This is a genomic window from Candidatus Pantoea bituminis, assembly GCF_018842675.1.
Lineage (GTDB): Bacteria > Pseudomonadota > Gammaproteobacteria > Enterobacterales > Enterobacteriaceae > Pantoea > Pantoea phytostimulans.
Genome location: NZ_JAGTWO010000004.1, coordinates 2,975,941 through 2,997,605, shown reverse-complemented (window position 1 = coordinate 2,997,605; position 21,665 = coordinate 2,975,941). Strand labels below are relative to the sequence as shown.

Below are 21,665 nucleotides of genomic sequence, written 5' to 3'. Positions count from 1 at the left end.
ATTATGAGTCTTAATTACCTGGATTTTGAACAACCAATCGCAGAACTGGAAGCGAAGATTGATTCGCTGACATCGATTGGTCGTCAGGATGATAAACACGTAAATCTGGATGAAGAAGTTCAGCGTTTGCGCGAAAAAAGCGTTGAGCTGACGCGTAAAATCTTCGCCGACTTAGGCGCATGGCAGATCGCTCAACTGGCGCGCCATCCTTTGCGTCCTTATACCTTTGACTACGTGCGCAACGCGTTTGACGATTTTGATGAGTTAGCTGGCGACCGTGCTTATGCTGATGACAAAGCAATTGTCGGCGGTATTGCTCGTCTTGATGGACGTCCGGTGATGATCATCGGTCACCAGAAAGGTCGCGAAACCAAAGAGAAAATTCGTCGCAACTTCGGTATGCCTGCACCTGAAGGCTATCGTAAGGCACTGCGTTTGATGGAAATGGCTGAGCGCTTCAAAATGCCAATCATTACCTTCATTGATACGCCGGGGGCTTATCCGGGTGTAGGTGCAGAAGAGCGCGGCCAGTCTGAAGCGATTGCTCGTAACCTGCGTGAAATGTCTGGCCTAAAAGTGCCGGTCATTTGTACCGTGATTGGTGAAGGCGGTTCAGGTGGTGCGTTAGCGATCGGCGTTGGCGACAAAGTGAATATGCTGCAATACAGCACCTATTCGGTGATTTCACCGGAAGGTTGTGCGTCAATTCTGTGGAAGAGCGCAGACAAAGCGCCACTGGCTGCGGAAGCGATGGGCATCACTGCCGAACGTTTGAAAGAGCTGAAGCTGATTGACTCTGTGATCCCAGAACCGTTGGGTGGCGCGCATCGTCGCCCAGTGGATATGGCGATCTCGCTGAAACAGCAACTGCTGGCTGACTTGGCCGATCTCGATGGATTCACGACTGAAGAGTTGCTGGATCGTCGTTATCAGCGTCTGATGAGCTACGGCTACGCCTGATTTTGCATGATAAAAAACTAAGCGGACCTCGGTCCGCTTTTTTTATGCCTTAATTCTGACTGAGAGCGGCCCTGCAATTCGCTATGCTTAGCCAATGCCACAACAACTTAGGAGGTGCGCATTGAATATTCTGGCAATCATGGGCGGGCACGGTGTGTTCTATAAAGATGAACCGTTGCGCGAACTGGATGCTGCGTTAAGTCAGCAGGGTTTCCAACTCATCTATCCCAAAAACGCCGTCGATTTGCTCAAGCTGATCGAACACAATCCCCGTATCAGTGGCGTGATTTTTGACTGGGATGCGCATAACAGCATGGAGTTATGTGGCGAAATCAATCAGCTGAACGAATATCTGCCGCTGTATGCTTTCATCAACACCCATTCGCAAATGGACATCAGCATCAATGAAATGCGTATGCCTCTGCATTTTTTGAATACGCGCTCAATGCTGCTGAAGATATTGCGCTGCATATCCGTCAATACACTGACGACTATCTGGATCACATTACTCCGCCGCTGACGAAAGCACTGTTTACCTATGTAAAAGAAGGCAAGTACACCTTCTGTACGCCGGGTCACATGGCGGGTACCGCGTTTCAAAAAAGCCCGGTTGGCTGCTTGTTTTACGATTTCTTTGGTGCGAATACGCTGAAGTCTGATATTTCAATTTCCGTTACCGAGTTGGGATCGCTGCTCGATCACACCGGGCCGCATCTTGAAGCGGAAGAGTATATTGCGCGAACCTTCGGGGCGGAACAGAGCTACATGGTGACCAATGGCACCTCAACGTCGAACAAAATAGTGGGGATGTATGCAGCACCCGCAGGCAGCACGGTGTTGATTGACCGTAATTGCCATAAATCCCTCACGCATCTGCTGATGATGAGCGATCTGGTGCCGATTTGGCTGAAGCCGACACGAAATGCACTCGGCATTCTTGGCGGTATTCCTAAACGTGAATTTACTCGCCCGAGCATCGAAGCAAAGGTGGCGGCAACACCCCGCGCGACCTGGCCGGTGCATGCAGTCATCACTAACTCCACCTATGACGGCTTGCTGTACAACACGCAATACATCAAACAGACGCTGGAAGTTCCGTCGATTCATTTTGATTCAGCCTGGGTGCCTTACACTAATTTCCATCCTATTTATGAGGGTAAAAGCGGCATGAGCGGCGAGCGCACGCCGGGAAAAGTGGTCTACGAAACGCAGTCGACGCATAAGCTGCTGGCAGCATTTTCGCAGGCATCAATGATCCATATTAAAGGCGATTACGACGAGCAGACGTTTAACGAAGCCTACATGATGCACACCACCACATCGCCGAACTATGCAATTGTTTCCTCAATCGAAACGGCAGCGGCAATGCTGCGCGGTAATCCCGGCAAGCGTTTAATTAACCGTTCAGTCGAGCGTGCGCTGCATTTCCGTCGTGAGATTCAGCGTTTGCGAGAAGAGTCTGACAGCTGGTTTTTTGATATCTGGCAGCCTGAGCATGTCGATGAAGCGCAGTGCTGGCCGATCCAGCCGGGTGAAGAGGAGTGGCACGGTTTTACGCAGGCCGATCGCGATCATATGTATCTGGATCCGATCAAAGTCACCATCCTCACACCAGGCATGAGCGAACTGGGCGTGATGGCAGATGACGGTATTCCGGCTGCGCTGGTAGCCAAATTCCTTGATGAGCGCGGTATCGTGGTGGAAAAAACCGGGCCGTACAATTTGCTGTTTTTGTTCAGTATCGGCATCGATAAAACCAAAGCGATGAGTGTGCTGCGGGGCTTAACTGAGTTTAAACGCGCTTACGATCTGAATTTGCGGGTCAAAAATATGCTGCCGGATCTGTATGCAGAAGATCCTGATTTCTATCGCAACATGCGCATTCAGACGCTGGCGCAAGGGATCCATCAGATGATTCGTCAACATGATCTGCCGCGCCTGATGCTGAAAGCTTTTGATGTCTTGCCAGAGATGAAAATGACGCCGCACCAGGCTTTTCAACAACAGGTTAAAGGCAATATCGAAACGGTGGATATCAGTGAACTGGTTGGGCGTGTCTCGGCCAATATGATTTTGCCTTATCCGCCAGGTGTTCCGCTGGTTATGCCAGGTGAAATGATCACTGAGGCGAGCCGTGCCGTGCTCGATTTCCTGTTAATGCTTTGCAGCATTGGCCGTCATTATCCCGGTTTCGAGACCGATATTCATGGCGCAACACTGACTGAAGAGGGTGAATATCGCGTGCGGGTGCTGAAAAGTGAATGAGTTCAGAAGATTACGCATTGTCAGCGTAGAGTCTCGGCCGTAAGGTAATGAATTACCGAACTCAAGGAGCCAGCATGCTGCAGTTAACTCAAATCCATCACATCGCTATCATTGCGTCCGATTACCAGCGCAGCAAAGCCTTTTATTGCGACGTGCTCGGGTTTAGCCTGTTAGGCGAATACTATCGGGAAGCGCGCGATTCATGGAAAGGGGATTTAGCGCTTAATGGCCAGTACACCATTGAGCTGTTTTCTTTCCCTACGCCACCTGCTCGGGTTAGTCATCCCGAAGCCTGCGGCTTACGTCATCTCGCTTTTACCGTGGCAGATGTTGAAATCGCGGTTCAGGCGCTGGCAGAAAAAGGGGTAACTTGCGAGCCGATTCGCATTGATGATCTTACCGGTAAGCAATGCACCTTCTTTGCTGATCCAGATGGTTTGCCGCTGGAGCTGTATCAGGCGTAAAATAGCGCGCTTCAACGGGCCGCATTCGGCGGCCCGAATCTTTGGATTGCGCCATGTCTTTGCCACATCTTGATCATTTGTTGAATTCTGACGCTGCGCTTGTCGTGGCTTTCAGCGGTGGCCTGGATTCAACTGTGCTGTTGCATCATATGCTGGCATGGCAGCAACATCATCCTCAAATCCGTTTACGTGCCTTACACGTTCATCATGGGCTCAGCCCCAATGCTGACGCTTGGGCTGCGCATTGCGTAGCGATTTGCCAGCAGTGGCAGCTGAGTTGTGAGGTATTGCGGGTAAACGTCGATAGCCGCGAGCAAGGCATTGAAGCGGCAGCTCGTCAGGCACGTTATCTGGCGTTGAGTGGCGCGTTAAAGCCAGATGAAATATTGGTAACCGCGCAGCATCTTGACGATCAGTGTGAAACTTTACTGCTCGCGTTGAAACGCGGTAGTGGCCCGGCAGGCTTAGCAGCAATGCCAAAAGCAATGCAGTTGGGCAATCATCGCCTGCTGCGTCCTCTGCTGGATATCTCCCGTCAGGTGCTGGAAGATTATGCTCACAAGCATCAACTCATCTGGATAGAGGATGAAAGTAATCAGGATGTACGTTATGACCGTAATTTTTTACGTCAGCGTTTATTACCTGAATTATTAACGCGTTGGCCCCATTTTGCCGAAGCGACAGCGCGCAGCGCCGCGTTATGTGGTGAACAAGAACAGCTGCTGGATGAGTTATTGTCTGAGCAATTACAGTCGCTGGTTCAGGCCGACGGTAGCCTGACGTTCACCGAACTCCTGAATCTCAGCGATGTGCGTGTTAATGCGCTGCTTCGCCGCTGGATTGCCGGGCAGGGCGGCAAGATGCCTTCCCGTGACGCGCTAAAGCGTATTCATCAGGAAGTGATGTTGAGCCGTGAAGATGCTCAGCCGCGTTTGCAGCTAGGCCATTTTGAAATACGCCGCTTTCGCCAGCAACTTTACTGGCTGCCGTTACAGGAATCTTTGCGTAACAGTGAATTGTGCTGGCCCGATCTCAATGACTCACTGACGCTTCCGCCTAATTTAGGCTCGCTGCAGGCTGATCACTCGGAAAATGTATTACGGCAGCCAAAGGCTGATGAGCACGTCTTTGTCCGTTTTCAGGCACAAGGCTATTTGCATCTGGTTAATCGCGCGGGTGGTCGAGAAATGAAAAAGCTTTGGCAGGAGTTAAATGTTCCGCCATGGCAGCGCGAACGCATTCCTTTAATTTTTTATAATCAGACGCTTGTCTGCGCGCCCGGTTTGTTTGTTACCCGGGAAGGCGCGACCGTGGATGCGCACGGCTGGCAAGCGATCTGGCACAAACAATAATATTGCTGGAGAGCAATGATGAAAAACTTTATTGCCGCTTTATTGGTGGTAACGGCAGTGCCGGCTTTTGCCGAGGGTGATGTGAATGCAGGCGCACAAAAAGCCGCGAGTTGCATGGCGTGTCATGGTGCGGAAGGAAAAACGGCGGTACCGCTCTATCCTAATCTTGCCGGGCAAAATAGCGCTTATCTTAATCATGCTTTACAGGCTTATAAAAAAGGTGAGCGCAGCGGTGGGCAAGCAGAAGTAATGAAAGCGTTTGTGGCGGGATTAAGTGATGAAGATATGGCGGATATTGCGGCCTATTATAACTCTTTGAAACCGTAGCGAAGGAGGCGGGATAGAATCCCGCCCATGAGGATTGCGTTACTCTTCGCTGACGACAACCTTTCCCAGTTCGGGGTGGCTGAAACTGGCGATGTGATCGAGACGCAATTCACGCGTTTCACCAGAAAGGTCAATCTCCAGATACTCCACGTTTTTACGGGACACGATAACATTAGCTTTTGCCTTGAGCTGCTCGCCATCCTTCAATTCCAGCGACAGCATCCAATTCTTTTGGCAGGCGAGTTCCAGATTATCGTAGTCATCGCAATTGATGGGTTTATAAGCTTCGTTCATCAACATAGTCGCTCACCAATAAGTTTGCAGCGGCGTATGCCGCCTGTTCCCTGACAGAAGAGTTTAGCGCAGAATTCGCGGCAATATCATCAAGCGCCTTTAAAGCGCAGCCAATTGCATCCGGGACATAGCCTAAATCCCCGCTGCCGATTTCGGCATATTTTTGGCGAACTAATTCACAATATTTTTGCACAAGCCCCTCCTCAGCAGAGCGTAAATACTCTGGATGATAGGCGACTATAACACAGGCATTTACAGGAAATCAGCCCGGCTAAAGCAGGATCGACACGCGATTCACTGCTAAAGTGACAGATTCCGCTGTTTGACACCAGATTAATACCCGCACAAAAGGTTAAGTTGATGAATCAGTTAAGGCATTTAAGCAGCGATTTCGCTCTGGAAGGTGACAGATGATTATGCTGTCGCGCAATATTGAGCTCCCCGATAACGAAATCGAACTGACGGCGATCCGTGCACAAGGCGCGGGTGGGCAGCATGTGAATAAAGCCAGCACGGCGATTCATCTGCGCTTTGATATCGCTTCATCGTCCCTGCCGCCGTTTTACAAAGAACGGTTGCTGGCTGCTAATCACCATTTGATTACTGGCGAAGGCGTGGTAGTGATTAAGGCTCAGGAATATCGCAGTCAGGAGATGAACCGTGAAGCTGCTTTACAGCGTTTAGTCAATTTGATTGCTGAACTTACTACGGTTGAGAAAACGCGACGCGCAACGCGACCTACGCGTGCATCAAAAGTACGGCGTCTGGAAGGCAAAACACGGCGTGCAAATACCAAAGCGTTGCGTGGAAAAGTGCAATAAAAAACGCCCCATAACCGGGGCGTTTGAACGTGAAGATGCTACTTATTCAGCGCTTTCAGCAGGAAGTCGACAATATCGTTCTGCTTAATCATCTGTTTTTCACTGTCGCGGCGCGCTTTGTACTCAATTTCTTGGTTATCGAGGTTACGATCGCCAATAACGATAGTATGCGGTACGCCAATCAGTTCCATATCAGCAAACATTACGCCAGGACGCTCTTTGCGATCGTCAAGAATCACATCGATGCCTTTAGCGCGCAGTTGGTTATAGAGCTCTTCTGCCACTTCTTTCACTCGGAAAGATTTCTGCATGTTCATTGGCAGAATGGCCACTTCGAACGGAGCCAAGGCCGCAGGCCAGGTAATGCCGCGTTCATCATGGTTTTGCTCAATAGCCGCCGCCACTACGCGCGTAATACCGATACCGTAACAACCCATGGTCAACACTTGGTTACGGCCATCTTCACCCTGAACCGCGGCTTTCATCGCTTCAGAATATTTGGTACCTAGCTGGAAGATGTGTCCCACTTCGATGCCGCGTTTGATCTGCAGCGTGCCTTTGCCATCTGGACTCAGATCGCCTTCTACTACATTACGAATATCCGCAACATGTGGTGCGGGCAGATCGCGCTCCCAGTTAATGCCAATGTAATGTTTATCATCAACGTTGGCACCTGCACTAAAATCACTCATCTTCGCGACCGTACGATCAGCGATAATCGGCATATTTAGGTTAATTGGGCCAAGCGAGCCTGGACCTGCGCCCACGGCTGCACGAATCTCTTCTTCAGTGGCAAAAACCAGCGGTGAGGCAACCATGTCTGATTTCTCAGCTTTGATTTCGTTCAACGCATGATCGCCACGGACCAGCAGCGCCACCAGCGCATGACCGCTTTCTTCGGCACCTTTGACGATCAGCGTTTTGACGGTTTTCTCAATAGGCAGCTGGAATTGATTAACCAGATCCGCGATGGTTTTCGCATTCGGCGTATCGATCTGGCTCAGTTCCTGCGTTGGCAGAGCGCGTTCACCTGCTGGAGCAACCGCTTCTGCGAACTCAATGTTAGCGGCGTAATCGGAATCAGTGGAGAAGATCACATCATCTTCGCCGCTCTGTGCCAGCACCTGGAATTCATGTGATGCGCTGCCGCCGATTGAGCCGGTATCTGCCTGTACGGCGCGGAAATCGAGTCCCATGCGGCTAAAGCTTTGGCTGTAGGCGCGATACATCGCATCATACGTTTCTTGCAGAGATTCCTGCGAAATGTGGAATGAGTACGCATCTTTCATAATGAATTCGCGTGAACGCATCACACCAAAACGCGGACGGACTTCGTCACGGAATTTGGTTTGAATCTGATACAGGTTAAGTGGTAGCTGTTTGTAGGAGCTGAGCTCGTTACGAATCAGGTCAGTGACCACTTCTTCATGCGTTGGACCCAGCACGAAGGGACGCTCATGGCGATCCGCAACGCGCAGCAGCTCTGGGCCATACTGTTCCCAGCGGCCGCTCTCTTGCCACAGATCGGCAGGCTGAACGACCGGCATTGAAATCTCAATCGCGCCCGCGTTGTTCATCTCTTCACGCACGATGTTTTCGACTTTTTTCAGCACACGCACACCGGTCGGCAACCAGGTATACAAGCCCGAGGCCAGTTTGCGGATCATTCCGGCGCGTAGCATAAGCTGATGGCTGATCACTTCAGCGTCGGATGGCGTCTCTTTCTGAGTAGAGAGCAGATATTGAGTAGTACGCATTGGTTACGATTCCAGTTGATCGGAAAGTCACAGACAGAATTTTGCTGGCGGCTAGTGTACCAGCGAGATCTCTGGCTCAAAAGCGGGTTTTAACGTGGGTCGATAGCAACGACTTCAGTGCCGGCTTCATCAATACGCCAGCGCACATTAAAATCCAGCAACCAGGCAGCATATTCCCGCTCCAGCGCTTCGCCTTTGCGGTAAGCGGGGCGGGGATCCTGCGCCAAAACGTCGCTGATAAATCGCGCGAGTTGGGGATAGCTCACTTGCTGCTGCAAAAGCTGTTGTTGTGCCAGCAGAGAAAAACGCACTGGCATATCCGCTTCAGGTGCAGCCTGAGCAAAGCCAGCACGCGCATTCGGTAAGGCTTCAGCAAAAGGCAGGTAAGGTTTGATATCCACCACTGGCGTGCCATCAACTAAATCCAGACTACCCAGATCCAGAATGACCTGCTGCTTCGCGCAGCGAATACCTTTAACTCAACCAGCGACATGCCAATTGGGTTAGGTCGAAACGTTGAACGCGTAGCAAAAACACCTACGCGTGCATTACCGCCGAGGCGCGGTGGTCGCACCGTGGGCCGCCATCCACCTTCCATCGTTTGATGAAACACAAACAGCACCCAAAGGTGACTGAAATCTTCCAGTCCACGTACGGCCTCAGGCTGATTGTAAGGAGGCAAAAGATGGAGCTCGCCGCCGCCATCCTGAACCAGACCTGGCTGGCGCGGCACGGCGAATTTCTCTTTCCACGGTGAACGGATTACACCAATTTGCGCAAAGGCGAATTCACTCATTGATTACTGACTTTCAGCGCCGAGCCTTGGCAAATAGCCTGGCGATAACAACCTGGCGTGCTGCTGACAATTTCGCATTTGTGCAGTAAAACGGCGTTGGCTTTCATCTGAGACGCTTTTACTTGTAAGCGTTTGCGTGCCGTCGCGATATTGGGGGTGAATCTTGCGTGCTGGTCTGGCAATCATCGCCGGACACTTCACCTAAATCGCGGAACGGTTTGCTGACCAGATCGGTAGCATCGGTATAAACTTTGACCGGCGCAGGACGCGACGCAGGCTTACGTGTCGGCTCGCTGGATGCCTGCGGGCGAGAAGGTGCGCTGCTTATGGGGTGATATTCCCGAACACACCCAGTCAGCATCAATGCTAACAAGCAGAGCGGTAAAAAACGCATAGCAACATCCTCATGTTGTAAAAAGTGGCGTTATTGAAACAAGGACCAGAATAAATAACAAGTCGAGCGAGGCGCTAAGCAAAGAAAGGGCGGCATAGCGCCGCCCTGAGGGAAGGAGCAAGGCAGAATTACCAGCCTTTTACTGCGCCACCGTTAAAGACTTTATTAGCCGCGTCATTCACTTCGTCAGACTGATAAGCCTGAACAAACTTCTTCACGTTCTCTGCGTCTTTATTGTCTTCACGCGCCACAATCATATTGACGTAAGGTGAATCTTTATCTTCAACAAAGATACCGTCTTTCGCTGGCGTCAGGCCAATCTGGCTAGCGTAAGTGGTGTTGATCACTGCCAATGCAATCTGGGCATCGTCCAGTGAACGTGGCAGCTGCGGCGCTTCCAGCTCAACAATTTTTAATTTTTTCGGGTTTTCAGTGATATCCAGTGAAGTCGGCAGCAAGCCAACGCCATCTTTCAATTTGATCAGGCCCACTTTCTGCAGCAGCAGCAAGGTACGTCCCAGATTGGTCGGATCGTTAGGAATGGCGATTTGTGCGCCATCCTGCAATTCGTCCAGTGATTTGATTTTTTCGAATAGCCGGCGATTGGGTAAACAAAGGTATTGCCTACCGATACCAGCTTGTAACCACGATCTTTGATTTGCTGATCCAGATAGGGCTTATGCTGGAAAGCGTTGGCATCAATGTCACCTTTGCTCAGCGCTTCGTTTGGTAAAACATAATCGTTGAACGTCACCAGCTCGACATCGAGGCCATATTTTTCTTTAGCGACTTTCTGAGCCACTTCAGCAACCTGCTGTTCAGCACCGACAATCACACCCACTTTAATGTGGTTTGGATCTTTTTCTTTCTGATCGCATCCAGCCAGCGCAATCGCGCCAATTAGTGCACCCACAGCGGCAATGTTTTTAAACTTGAAAGACATATCCTTTCCTTAATATTGATATTGCTTGCTTACTTATGGGACACAGCACGCACGATGCGGTCGCCACAGAATTGAATGAGATACACCAGAACCACCAGTAATACCAATACTGTATTCATCACGGTAGCGTTGTATCCGATATAACCGTACTGATAACCAATCTGACCTAATCCGCCTGCACCGACTGCACCGCCCATGGCTGAATAACCGACTAAGGTAATCAACGTTATTGTCGCGGCGTTCACCAAACCTGGCAGCGCTTCAGGCAGCAACACCTTACGCACAATCTGCATTGGCGTTGCGCCCATGGCGCGGGACGCTTCAATCAATCCAGTGGGTAGTTCCAGTAAGGCGTTTTCCACCATACGTGCAATAAAAGGTGCGGCCCCAACCGTCAATGGCACAATAGCGGCTTGTAAACCAATCGAAGTACCTACAATGACGCGGGTGAAGGGAATCATCCACACCAATAAGATAATGAAAGGAATGGAGCGGAAGATATTCACTACCGCTGAGAGCACGCGATACAAACCTTGGTTTTCAAGAATTTGTCCGGGGCGTGTCACATACAGCAATACGCCGACCGGCAAGCCCAGCACAAAACCAAAAAGCCCGAGACAAAGGTCATCATTAGCGTTTCCCATACGCCACGCGCCAGTAACCACATCATCGCGTCAGACATAACCTAATACCTCAACTTTTACATGGTTCTCTTGCAGCCAGGCGATGGCTGTTTTGGTGTCACTTTCTGTACCGTGCATTTCAGCCAGCATAATGCCGAACTTAACGCCACCGGCGTAATCCATCTGCGCGCTAATAATGTTGTTATTAACATTGAAGCGACGAGCGGCCTCTGACAACAGTGGGGCATCCACTGATTTACCGGTAAATTCCAGGCGCAACAGCGGTACGCTATCGGTTTTCGCTTCCGATGACATGCGTTGCTGATAGTCGTCAGGAATATCCAGATGCAGTGTGGACTGAATAAATTGTTGCGCTAACGGCGTTTTAGGGTGTGAGAACACTTCGCTGACGCTGTCTTTCTCGATTAATTCGCCGTGACTAATAACGGCAACCTGATCACAGATGCGTTTCACAACATCCATTTCATGGGTAATTAAGAGAATGGTCAGGCCCAGGCGACGATTAATATCTTTTAGTAACTCAAGAATGGAACGCGTGGTTGCGGGATCAAGTGCGCTGGTGGCTTCGTCACACAGCAAGACTTTTGGATTACTGGCCAACGCACGAGCAATGGCAACCCGCTGCTTTTGGCCCCCAGAAAGGTTAGCTGGCCAGGCATCGTGCTTGTCAGACAATCCCACTAAGTCCAGCAATTCGGTAACACGTTGGTTGATCTGGCTACGCGACAGATTACCTAATTCAAGCGGAAGCGAGACATTGCCCGCCACGGTGCGTGAATTCATCAGATTAAAATGCTGGAAGATCATGCCTATTTGGCGACGGGCTTGAGTCAGTTGGCGTTCATTCAATGCAGTTAAATCAGCACCATCAACCAGCACGCGACCAGAAGTAGGGCGCTCCAACAGGTTTACGCAACGAATTAATGTACTTTTACCGGCACCGGAAGAACCGATGACACCATATATCTGACCTGCAGGGACATGAAGACTGACGTCAGATAACGCCTGAATCTTACGCGTACCTTGCTGGAACACTTTGGTTATATTTTCGAGTTTTATCATTGCGTTATTTATTATCGTATTACGTTGTCCGTGGTGTGGGATGCTTTCTATAAGCTTAGCCATAAGAGAGCCCAATGGATGTTAAGGCATCCAGACGTCTAAATCAATCAAAGTCATTCAATCTGCCGTTCTCCCTTTTATTGCAATCATGCGATACTGAACGGTAATTTTTATAGCAGGAGTTTCTACGTGGCGAATAAAGTCCCAGCCATTTTTCTTGATCGCGATGGCACCCTAAATGTTGATCATGGCTACGTCCATGAAATCGATAATTTCCAGTTCATTGATGGCACCATCGAGGCGCTGCAAGAATTGAAGAAAATGGGCTTTGCCCTTGTAGTCGTAACAAACCAATCAGGCATAGCGCGCGGTATGTTTACTGAAGACCAGTTTATGACGCTAACCGAGTGGATGGATTGGTCGCTGGCAGATCGTGATGTTGACCTGGATGGTATCTATTTCTGTCCGCATCATCCTGAAGGGTCAGTTGAAGCCTATCGTCAACAATGTGACTGTCGTAAGCCGCAACCCGGAATGCTGCTCTCCGCCCAGGAAGAACTGGATATCGATATGGCTTCTTCTTATATAGTCGGTGACAAAGTTGAGGATATGCTTGCAGGACAAGCTGCTGGTGTTGGAACAAAAGTATTGGTCCGCACTGGTAAACCCGTAACAGCTGAAGGTGAAGCGGCAGCGGATTGGGTAATTAATAGCCTTGCAGACCTCGCTGAGCGGATTAAAAGCGCTTAAAATAGGCATTGTGATTAAAATTCAGGCGAACAGCAAAAAAGTTTGAATTCGCACTTGCGCTCTCAGAATGGTTCCCTATAATGCGCCTCCACTGACACGGCAAACCGGCAACGGGATGGCGGTTCAGGAGACACAGGAAACTGCGTCGCCGGAGAAAAGCTTCTGAAAAAGAGGTTGACTCTGAGGAGGGAAAGCGTATTATACGCCCCTCGCGACAGACCGGCTAAGCCGCTGTTCGCACTGCTCTTTAACAATTTATCAGACAATCTGTGTGGGCACTCGCAGGATGGATATCAGCGTCTTAGGACGTAAAAAATATCAAGCCTCACGAGTGAACACATAATGAAATTCATTATGACGTTTTACAGATGAGCACCGCTTAACTTGTTTAAGCAAATCAAACTTAAATTGAAGAGTTTGATCATGGCTCAGATTGAACGCTGGCGGCAGGCCTAACACATGCAAGTCGGACGGTAGCACAGGAGAGCTTGCTCTTTGGGTGACGAGTGGCGGACGGGTGAGTAATGTCTGGGAAACTGCCCGATGGAGGGGGATAACTACTGGAAACGGTAGCTAATACCGCATAACGTCGCAAGACCAAAGTGGGGGACCTTCGGGCCTCACACCATCGGATGTGCCCAGATGGGATTAGCTAGTAGGCGGGGTAATGGCCCACCTAGGCGACGATCCCTAGCTGGTCTGAGAGGATGACCAGCCACACTGGAACTGAGACACGGTCCAGACTCCTACGGGAGGCAGCAGTGGGGAATATTGCACAATGGGCGCAAGCCTGATGCAGCCATGCCGCGTGTATGAAGAAGGCCTTCGGGTTGTAAAGTACTTTCAGCGGGGAGGAAGGCGATGCGGTTAATAACCGCGTCGATTGACGTTACCCGCAGAAGAAGCACCGGCTAACTCCGTGCCAGCAGCCGCGGTAATACGGAGGGTGCAAGCGTTAATCGGAATTACTGGGCGTAAAGCGCACGCAGGCGGTCTGTTAAGTCAGATGTGAAATCCCCGGGCTCAACCCGGGAACTGCATTTGAAACTGGCAGGCTTGAGTCTCGTAGAGGGGGTAGAATTCCAGGTGTAGCGGTGAAATGCGTAGAGATCTGGAGGAATACCGGTGGCGAAGGCGGCCCCCTGGACGAAGACTGACGCTCAGGTGCGAAAGCGTGGGGAGCAAACAGGATTAGATACCCTGGTAGTCCACGCCGTAAACGATGTCGACTTGGAGGTTGTGCCCTTGAGGCGTGGCTTCCGGAGCTAACGCGTTAAGTCGACCGCCTGGGGAGTACGGCCGCAAGGTTAAAACTCAAATGAATTGACGGGGGCCCGCACAAGCGGTGGAGCATGTGGTTTAATTCGATGCAACGCGAAGAACCTTACCTACTCTTGACATCCAGAGAACTTAGCAGAGATGCTTTGGTGCCTTCGGGAACTCTGAGACAGGTGCTGCATGGCTGTCGTCAGCTCGTGTTGTGAAATGTTGGGTTAAGTCCCGCAACGAGCGCAACCCTTATCCTTTGTTGCCAGCGATTCGGTCGGGAACTCAAAGGAGACTGCCGGTGATAAACCGGAGGAAGGTGGGGATGACGTCAAGTCATCATGGCCCTTACGAGTAGGGCTACACACGTGCTACAATGGCGCATACAAAGAGAAGCGACCTCGCGAGAGCAAGCGGACCTCACAAAGTGCGTCGTAGTCCGGATCGGAGTCTGCAACTCGACTCCGTGAAGTCGGAATCGCTAGTAATCGTGGATCAGAATGCCACGGTGAATACGTTCCCGGGCCTTGTACACACCGCCCGTCACACCATGGGAGTGGGTTGCAAAAGAAGTAGGTAGCTTAACCTTCGGGAGGGCGCTTACCACTTTGTGATTCATGACTGGGGTGAAGTCGTAACAAGGTAACCGTAGGGGAACCTGCGGTTGGATCACCTCCTTACCTGAAGATACCTTCCCGCGAAGTGCTCACACAGATTGTCTGATAGAAAAGTAATGAGCAAGACGGCTGCGAAGTCGTGACACACCTTTGTGTCCCCTTCGTCTAGCGGTTAGGACACTGCCCTTTCACGGCGGTAACAGGGGTTCGAATCCCCTAGGGGACGCCACTTGCTTGGTGACAGGTGAAAGGTGTCTCCACAAAATATCTCAAAGCCGGCTTTTCAGCCGTGTTTGAGATATTGCTCTTTAACAATCCGGAACAAGCTGAAAATTGAAACGACGCGCGCCGCACTCCTCCGTAATAAGGGGTGCACAGGCGACGCGTTCGAGTCTCTCAAATGCTTGCAGCACGCAGCGTTGCAAAACGCCTGTGGGTTGTGAGGTTAAGCGACTAAGCGTACACGGTGGATGCCCTGGCAGTCAGAGGCGATGAAGGACGTGCTAATCTGCGTAAAGCGACGGTAAGGTGATATGAACCGCTACAGCCGTCGATGTCCGAATGGGGAAACCCGGTGCACTCAGTGCATCATCGCAACATGAATACATAGTGTTGCGAGGCGAACCTGGGGAACTGAAACATCTAAGTACCCAGAGGAAAAGAAATCAACCGAGATTCCCCCAGTAGCGGCGAGCGAACGGGGAGCAGCCCAGAGCCTGAATCAGCTTGTGCATTAGTGGAACGGTCTGGAAAGTCCGACGGTACAGGGTGATAGTCCCGTACACAAAAGTGCACAAGCTGTGAGCTCGATGAGTAAGGCGGGACACGTGGTATCCTGTCTGAATATGGGGGGACCATCCTCCAAGGCTAAATACTCCTGACTGACCGATAGTGAACCAGTACCGTGAGGGAAAGGCGAAAAGAACCCCGGCGAGGGGAGTGAAACAGAACCTGAAACCGTGTACGTACAAGCAGTGGGAGCCTCTTTTATGGGGTGACTGCGTACCTTTTGTATAATGGGTCAGCGACTTATATTCTGTAGCAAGGTTAACCGTATAGGGGAGCCGCAGGGAAACCGAGTCTTAACTGGGCGTTAAGTTGCAGGGTATAGACCCGAAACCCGGTGATCTAGCCATGGGCAGGTTGAAGGTTGGGTAACACTAACTGGAGGACCGAACCGACTAATGTTGAAAAATTAGCGGATGACTTGTGGCTGGGGGTGAAAGGCCAATCAAACCGGGAGATAGCTGGTTCTCCCCGAAAGCTATTTAGGTAGCGCCTCGTGAACTCATCTCCGGGGGTAGAGCACTGTTTCGGCTAGGGGGCCATCCCGGCTTACCAACCCGATGCAAACTACGAATACCGGAGAATGTTATCACGGGAGACACACGGCGGGTGCTAACGTCCGTCGTGAAGAGGGAAACAACCCAGACCGCCAGCTAAGGTCCCAAAGTCATGGTTAAGTGGGAAACGATGTGGGAAGGCACAGACAGCCAGGATGTTGGCTTAGAAGCAGCCATCATTTAAAGAAAGCGTAATAGCTCACTGGTCGAGTCGGCCTGCGCGGAAGATGTAACGGGGCTAAACCATGCACCGAAGCTGCGGCAGCGGCGCGCAAGCGCTGTTGGGTAGGGGAGCGTTCTGTAAGCCGTCGAAGGTGGACTGTGAGGTCTGCTGGAGGTATCAGAAGTGCGAATGCTGACATAAGTAACGATAAAGCGGGTGAAAAGCCCGCTCGCCGGAAGACCAAGGGTTCCTGTTCAACGTTAATCGGAGCAGGGTGAGTCGACCCCTAAGGCGAGGCCGAAAGGCGTAGTCGATGGGAAACAGGTTAATATTCCTGTACTTGGTGTTACTGCGAAGGGGGGACGGAGAAGGTTAGGTTAGCCGGGCGACGGTTGTCCCGGTTTAAGCGTGTAGGCTGGCAGTCCAGGTAAATCCGGACGGCCTCAAGGCTGAGGCGTGATGACGAGGCACTACGGTGCTGAAGTAACTGATACCCTGCTTCCAGGAAAAGCCTCTAAGCATCAGGTAACACAAAATCGTACCCCAAACCGACACAGGTGGTCAGGTAGAGAATACCAAGGCGCTTGAGAGAACTCGGGTGAAGGAACTAGGCAAAATGGTGCCGTAACTTCGGGAGAAGGCACGCTGGCGCGTAGGTGAAGGGACTTGCTCCCGGAGCTGAAGCCAGTCGAAGATACCAGCTGGCTGCAACTGTTTATTAAAAACACAGCACTGTGCAAACACGAAAGTGGACGTATACGGTGTGACGCCTGCCCGGTGCCGGAAGGTTAATTGATGGGGTTATCCGCAAGGAGAAGCTCTTGATCGAAGCCCCGGTAAACGGCGGCCGTAACTATAACGGTCCTAAGGTAGCGAAATTCCTTGTCGGGTAAGTTCCGACCTGCACGAATGGCGTAATGATGGCCAGGCTGTCTCCACCCGAGACTCAGTGAAATTGAACTCGCTGTGAAGATGCAGTGTACCCGCGGCAAGACGGAAAGACCCCGTGAACCTTTACTACAGCTTGACACTGAACCTTGAGCCTTGATGTGTAGGATAGGTGGGAGGCTTTGAAGCGCGGACGCCAGTCCGCGTGGAGCCAACCTTGAAATACCACCCTTTAATGCTTGATGTTCTAACGTAGGCCCGTAATCCGGGCTGCGGACAGTGTCTGGTGGGTAGTTTGACTGGGGCGGTCTCCTCCTAAAGAGTAACGGAGGAGCACGAAGGTCAGCTAATCACGGTCGGACATCGTGAGGTTAGTGCAATGGCATAAGCTGGCTTGACTGCGAGAGTGACGGCTCGAGCAGGTGCGAAAGCAGGTCATAGTGATCCGGTGGTTCTGAATGGAAGGGCCATCGCTCAACGGATAAAAGGTACTCCGGGGATAACAGGCTGATACCGCCCAAGAGTTCATATCGACGGCGGTGTTTGGCACCTCGATGTCGGCTCATCACATCCTGGGGCTGAAGTAGGTCCCAAGGGTACGGCTGTTCGCCGTTTAAAGTGGTACGCGAGCTGGGTTTAGAACGTCGTGAGACAGTTCGGTCCCTATCTGCCGTGGGCGCTGGAAAACTGAGGGGGTTGCTCCTAGTACGAGAGGACCGGAGTGAACGCACCGCTGGTGTTCGGGTTGTCACGCCAGTGGCACTGCCCGGTAGCTAAGTGCGGAAAAGATAAGTGCTGAAAGCATCTAAGCACGAAACTTGCCCCGAGATGAGTTTTCCCTGACCCCTTGAGGGTCCTGAAGGGACGTTGAAGACTACGACGTTGATAGGCCGGGTGTGTAAGCGCAGCGATGCGTTGAGCTAACCGGTACTAATGACCCGTGAGGCTTAACCTTACAACGCCAGAGGCGTTTTGGTTGTAGAGACAGAGATTTTCAGCTTGTTCGACGGATAACCCTGCGCGGCAGAAGCGGCGCGGGACAACAGAATTTGCCTGGCGGCTGTAGCGCGGTGGTCCCACCTGACCCCATGCCGAACTCAGAAGTGAAACGCCGTAGCGCCGATGGTAGTGTGGGGTCTCCCCATGCGAGAGTAGGGAACTGCCAGGCATCAATTTAAGACCAGCACGCTGGTCGTGACCCCGCGGGTGACGCGGCGGGGGCGAAACACCTGCAGCCTGCAGCGCGGGCGGCAGTACAGAATCGGTGGAGCGGTAGTTCAGTTGGTTAGAATACCTGCCTGTCACGCAGGGGGTCGCGGGTTCGAGCCCCGTCCGTTCCGCCACTTAATTGATAAGCCCTGACTGAAAAGTCAGGGCTTTTTCATTTGTGCAAAAAGCGGTAGGTTGATTAAAAATCAATTATCTTCTGCTTATCAGCGGCTTAATCAGCAATAATAACCCTGTCAAAATGACCTCATTATATAATTCCGTTCACATTAATGAGGATAAAATGTCTATTCCCGCTTTTGGTCTTGGGACCTTCCGTTTGCAAAATGATGTCGTTATTCATTCAGTAAAAACTGCCTTAGACGTTGGTTATCGCGTCATTGATACCGCTCAGATCTATGAAAATGAGGCGGCTATTGGTCAGGCGATCGCTGAAAGTGACATTGCTCGTAATGACTTATTCATCACCACGAAAATATGGGTCGAAAACCTTTCGAAAGACGATTTGATTACCAGTCTCAAAGAGAGTTTAGAAAAGTTAAGAACTGATTATATCGATTTAACGCTGATCCATTGGCCTTCTCCAGGCGCAGCAATTTCAGTAGCTGAAAGCATGCAAGCTCTTATGGAAGCGAAGCAGCAGGGGTTAACGCGTCAAATAGGCGTATCAAACTTTACGATAGATCTTATGCAGCAGGCGATTAATGCGGTTGGTGCTGCAAATATCGCTACAAATCAGATTGAGCTTCACCCCTTTTTACAGAACCGCCAGGTTGTAGATTTTGCAAATGCTCATGCTATTCCCATCACTTCTTACATGACACTGGCATATGGTGAAGCTTTGAAAAACAAGGTTATTCAAACTATTGCGATGAAGCATCAAATAACTGCAGCTCAGGCTGTTCTGGCATGGGCTATGCAGCTCGGGTACGCAGTTATTCCATCTTCAACCAAGCGTGATAACTTAATCAGTAATCTTGATGCTATAAAAGTCACGCTGGATGAAGATGATATGATGCAGATTGCTTCATTAGATCGTAATCATCGTTTGGTTAGTCCTGAAGGACTGGCACCTGACTGGGATTAAGTTTTGCTTAAACAGTCCTGCACGCGCCAGGGCTGTTCACTCATCCACTCACTAAGAAAATCAATAAATGCACGCACGCGCTGGCTTACTCCCATGTCGCTGTAGTAAACCGCGTTAAACGGCATTTCTACAAGGAGCCGCTGCTCAGCTAATACCTCCACTAACTTTCCCTCAGCAATTTCTTTATCGATCATGTAATCAGACAAACATGCGATGCCATTGCCGTTTAGGCAAAGCTGTTTGATGGTCTCGCCGCTATTAGAAGACATTCCCAAATGAATATCGTAAAGCTCACCGCTTTCCTGAGCAACAGGCCAGCGATTTAGACGCGAAGGATCAACAAAGCCCAGGCACTCATGGCGATCTAAATCTGTAACATTGTGCGGCGTCCCCCTTTTTTAAGATATTCAGGTGAAGCTACCAATTTTCGATAGCTTATAAATAGCAGTCTGGCTCGCAGTGTTGAGTCCGTTAAATTACCTGCTCGAATAGCCACATCCACCTTGCGTTCAATCAAATTGATGAAGCTTTCAGAGGAAATTAACGACAAAGTGACATCAGGATAACGTTCGCGGAAGGGTTTAATCATTGGCATAAGTAGATGAAGAATAACCGGCGTTGCTGCATCCACTCGTAATAAACCCTTTGGTGCGTAACGGCTTTCAATTAAATCATTTTCTGCCGATGTCATTTCTTGTAAGAAACTTTGCACCCGTCTGAAATAACGCTCGCCTTCTTGTGTTAGCGCTAAATGTCGTGTTGTTCGCGTAAGCAACGCAACGCCGAGCTTATTTTCTAACTTCTTGATGGTCCTACTTACAGCCGAGTTTGCCATGTGCAGTTGCTCGGCGGCGCGACTAAAGCTCCCGCTTTCAACCACGCTAACAAACACTTTTAGCTCTTCAGAAGATGCTTTCACTATTTCCCTCCAGACAAAAGACTATTGTTATTTTGCATCTTTTTGTTATTAAAGCATGCGGCAATACTAGCGGCCATCAATCATTGGATGGAGTTAATTATGCCACTTGCTCTTTGGGCGCTAACCATCAGCGCATTCGCTATAGGAACAACTGAATTTGTCATTGTAGGATTGATCCCGACGATCGCCGAACAGATGACCATTACCTTACCTTCAGCAGGAATGCTGGTATCGATCTATGCAATAGGCGTTGCGGTAGGCGCGCCAGTGTTGACTGCGCTGACAGGAAAATTACCGCGTAAATATTTACTTGTAGGATTAATGGCGCTGTTCACGATGGGCAACATCGTTGCCTGGCGAGCCCCCGATTACAACACGCTGATCATTGCTCGCTTGCTGACAGGGCTGGCGCATGGCGTTTTCTTCTCTGTTGGTTCAACAATTGCCACCAGCCTGGTCAGTAAAGATAAAGCCGCCAGCGCCATTGCTATCATGTTTGGTGGATTAACCGTTGCCTTAGTGACGGGTGTTCCGATGGGAACCTTTATTGGTCAACATTTTGGCTGGCGCGAAAGTTTCCTCGCTGTATCGTTGCTGGGTGTCATAGCTTTAATCGCGAGCGCTATACTTATTCCGCGTAATATCGCCCAACCTAAAAACACGAGTCTGTTACAGCAGGCACAGGTCTTAGTTAATCCTCGCTTGATGCTGATCTACGCCATTACCGCGCTAGGATATGGCGGAGTTTTTACCACCTTTACATTTTTAGCGCCTGTCATGCAGCAGTTAGCGGGGTTCTCACCTTCGGCAGTAGGCATTATTTTGCTCGGCTATGGCGTGTCTGTCGCGATCGGTAATATTTGGGGCGGCAAGCTGGCAGATACACAAGGCCCGGTACGGGCGCTTAGCCTGATTTTTGCTGCGTTGGCGCTATCGTTACTCCTATTTCAGTTCACTGCCTCACTTCATTGGGCAGCTTTAGCAACCGTGTTGGTGATGGGAATATTTGCGTTTGGAAACGTGCCTGGCCTGCAAGTGTATGTAGTACAGAAAGCGGAACGTTATACACCCGGCGCGGTTGATGTTGCGTCAGGGCTGAACATCGCCGCTTTCAATGTCGGTATTGCGTTAGGATCGACAATTGGAGGCTACGTAGTTCAACATTATGGGCTGTCTCAAACGCCGTGGATTGGCGCGCTTATCGTTTTTTCTGCTCTGTTATTGATTCGGCTAAGTGGCCGCCTTGATCGGCCTAGCTCCGAGCCAGTGATGGAATAAAACCCGAAACAGCCTGCAATCCGCCGGCTGTTTTGCACATTAAGAATG

At 50.6% G+C, this 21,665-nt stretch carries 12 protein-coding genes, 2 tRNA genes, 3 rRNA genes and 6 pseudogenes; 14 read left to right on the top strand and 9 right to left on the bottom strand.

Translation table 11 applies throughout. The features are described from left to right. Window positions 1-3: 3 nt before the first annotated feature. The 5 genes and pseudogenes from accA to KQP84_RS17995 all read left to right on the top strand — a co-directional run bounded on the left by accA (window position 4) and on the right by KQP84_RS17995 (window position 5,368). Window positions 4-960, top strand: coding sequence for an acetyl-CoA carboxylase carboxyl transferase subunit alpha (gene accA, locus KQP84_RS18015; protein WP_215847561.1), 957 nt, complete (start codon window positions 4-6; stop codon window positions 958-960). Window positions 961-1,081: 121 nt separating this feature from the next. Beyond that, window positions 1,082-3,225 (top strand): annotated as a pseudogene (locus KQP84_RS18010) (lysine decarboxylase LdcC). 74 nt (window positions 3,226-3,299) lie between these two features. Continuing rightward, a complete protein-coding gene (locus KQP84_RS18005) occupies window positions 3,300-3,689 on the top strand; it encodes a VOC family protein (protein ID WP_215847560.1) in 390 nt (129 codons plus the stop codon). A gap of 53 nt (window positions 3,690-3,742) precedes the next feature. Then, entirely contained in the window at window positions 3,743-5,041 is a 1,299-nt protein-coding gene (gene tilS / locus KQP84_RS18000) for a tRNA lysidine(34) synthetase TilS (protein WP_215847559.1), read from the top strand. 18 nt (window positions 5,042-5,059) lie between these two features. Then, on the top strand, window positions 5,060-5,368 hold the full coding sequence (locus tag KQP84_RS17995) for a c-type cytochrome (protein ID WP_215848332.1): 309 nt from the start codon (window positions 5,060-5,062) through the stop codon (window positions 5,366-5,368). Window positions 5,369-5,407: 39 nt separating this feature from the next. Here KQP84_RS17995 and rof read toward each other — a convergent pair whose 3' ends face one another. Next, window positions 5,408-5,668, bottom strand: a complete 261-nt coding sequence (rof, locus tag KQP84_RS17990; RefSeq protein WP_215847558.1) for a Rho-binding antiterminator — start codon at window positions 5,666-5,668, stop codon at window positions 5,408-5,410. Next, a complete protein-coding gene (locus tag KQP84_RS17985) occupies window positions 5,646-5,855 on the bottom strand; it encodes a YaeP family protein (RefSeq protein WP_215847557.1) in 210 nt (69 codons plus the stop codon). Before KQP84_RS17985 ends, rof begins: the two co-directional genes overlap by 23 nt. A gap of 217 nt (window positions 5,856-6,072) precedes the next feature. Between KQP84_RS17985 and arfB the strand changes: the two genes are divergently transcribed. Further along, window positions 6,073-6,483, top strand: a complete 411-nt coding sequence (gene arfB, locus KQP84_RS17980) for an alternative ribosome rescue aminoacyl-tRNA hydrolase ArfB (protein ID WP_215847556.1) — start codon at window positions 6,073-6,075, stop codon at window positions 6,481-6,483. 38 nt (window positions 6,484-6,521) lie between these two features. Here the strand turns inward: arfB and proS are convergent, their stop codons facing one another. The 6 genes and pseudogenes from proS to metN form a co-directional block, all read right to left on the bottom strand. After that, window positions 6,522-8,240 carry a proline--tRNA ligase gene (proS, locus tag KQP84_RS17975; protein ID WP_215847555.1) on the bottom strand — a complete coding sequence of 573 codons (1,719 nt, stop codon included), beginning with the start codon at window positions 8,238-8,240 and terminating at the stop codon, window positions 6,522-6,524. 89 nt (window positions 8,241-8,329) lie between these two features. Next, a pseudogene (gene tsaA, locus KQP84_RS17970) lies at window positions 8,330-9,036 on the bottom strand (tRNA (N6-threonylcarbamoyladenosine(37)-N6)-methyltransferase TrmO). After that, window positions 9,033-9,430 (bottom strand): annotated as a pseudogene (gene rcsF / locus KQP84_RS17965) (envelope stress sensor lipoprotein RcsF). The pseudogenes tsaA and rcsF overlap by 4 nt, the downstream one beginning before the upstream one ends. A 128-nt stretch (window positions 9,431-9,558) precedes the next feature. Next, window positions 9,559-10,373 (bottom strand): annotated as a pseudogene (locus tag KQP84_RS17960) (MetQ/NlpA family lipoprotein). A 29-nt stretch (window positions 10,374-10,402) separates the two neighbouring features. Next, window positions 10,403-11,055, bottom strand: a pseudogene (locus KQP84_RS17955) (methionine ABC transporter permease MetI). Next, window positions 11,048-12,079 (bottom strand): methionine ABC transporter ATP-binding protein MetN, encoded by a 1,032-nt coding sequence (gene metN, locus KQP84_RS17950; RefSeq protein WP_215847554.1) that lies wholly within the window; start codon window positions 12,077-12,079, stop codon window positions 11,048-11,050. The pseudogene KQP84_RS17955 and the gene metN overlap by 8 nt, the downstream one beginning before the upstream one ends. A 189-nt stretch (window positions 12,080-12,268) precedes the next feature. Here metN and gmhB point away from each other — a divergent pair, with 189 nt between their 5' ends. The 7 genes from gmhB (at window position 12,269) to dkgB (ending at window position 19,420) form a co-directional block, all read left to right on the top strand. Next, window positions 12,269-12,829: a D-glycero-beta-D-manno-heptose 1,7-bisphosphate 7-phosphatase gene (gmhB, locus tag KQP84_RS17945; protein WP_215847553.1), complete on the top strand. Its 561-nt coding sequence runs from the start codon at window positions 12,269-12,271 to the stop codon at window positions 12,827-12,829. Between the two features lie 405 nt (window positions 12,830-13,234). Then, a 16S ribosomal RNA gene (locus KQP84_RS17940) occupies window positions 13,235-14,775 on the top strand. Between the two features lie 91 nt (window positions 14,776-14,866). Next, a tRNA-Glu gene (locus tag KQP84_RS17935) sits at window positions 14,867-14,941 on the top strand. A 214-nt stretch (window positions 14,942-15,155) separates the two neighbouring features. Then, window positions 15,156-18,061 (top strand): 23S ribosomal RNA (locus KQP84_RS17930). A gap of 97 nt (window positions 18,062-18,158) precedes the next feature. Further along, window positions 18,159-18,274: ribosomal RNA gene (gene rrf / locus KQP84_RS17925) — 5S ribosomal RNA — on the top strand. The 16S, 23S and 5S rRNA genes sit together here with 2 tRNA genes alongside, the layout of an rRNA operon. 98 nt (window positions 18,275-18,372) lie before the next feature. After that, window positions 18,373-18,449 (top strand) — tRNA-Asp (locus KQP84_RS17920). Window positions 18,450-18,616: 167 nt separating this feature from the next. After that, window positions 18,617-19,420, top strand: coding sequence for a 2,5-didehydrogluconate reductase DkgB (gene dkgB / locus KQP84_RS17915; RefSeq protein ID WP_215847552.1), 804 nt, complete (start codon window positions 18,617-18,619; stop codon window positions 19,418-19,420). On the opposite strand, the pseudogene yafC reads toward dkgB, so the two are convergent. After that, window positions 19,417-20,339, bottom strand: a pseudogene (gene yafC / locus KQP84_RS17910) (DNA-binding transcriptional regulator YafC). The gene dkgB and the pseudogene yafC sit on opposite strands and share 4 nt — an antisense overlap. Window positions 20,340-20,438: 99 nt before the next feature. On the opposite strand from yafC, the gene KQP84_RS17905 reads away from it, so the two are divergent. After that, window positions 20,439-21,617 carry an MFS transporter gene (locus KQP84_RS17905; RefSeq protein ID WP_215847551.1) on the top strand — a complete coding sequence of 393 codons (1,179 nt, stop codon included), beginning with the start codon at window positions 20,439-20,441 and terminating at the stop codon, window positions 21,615-21,617. Window positions 21,618-21,665 lie beyond the last annotated feature (48 nt).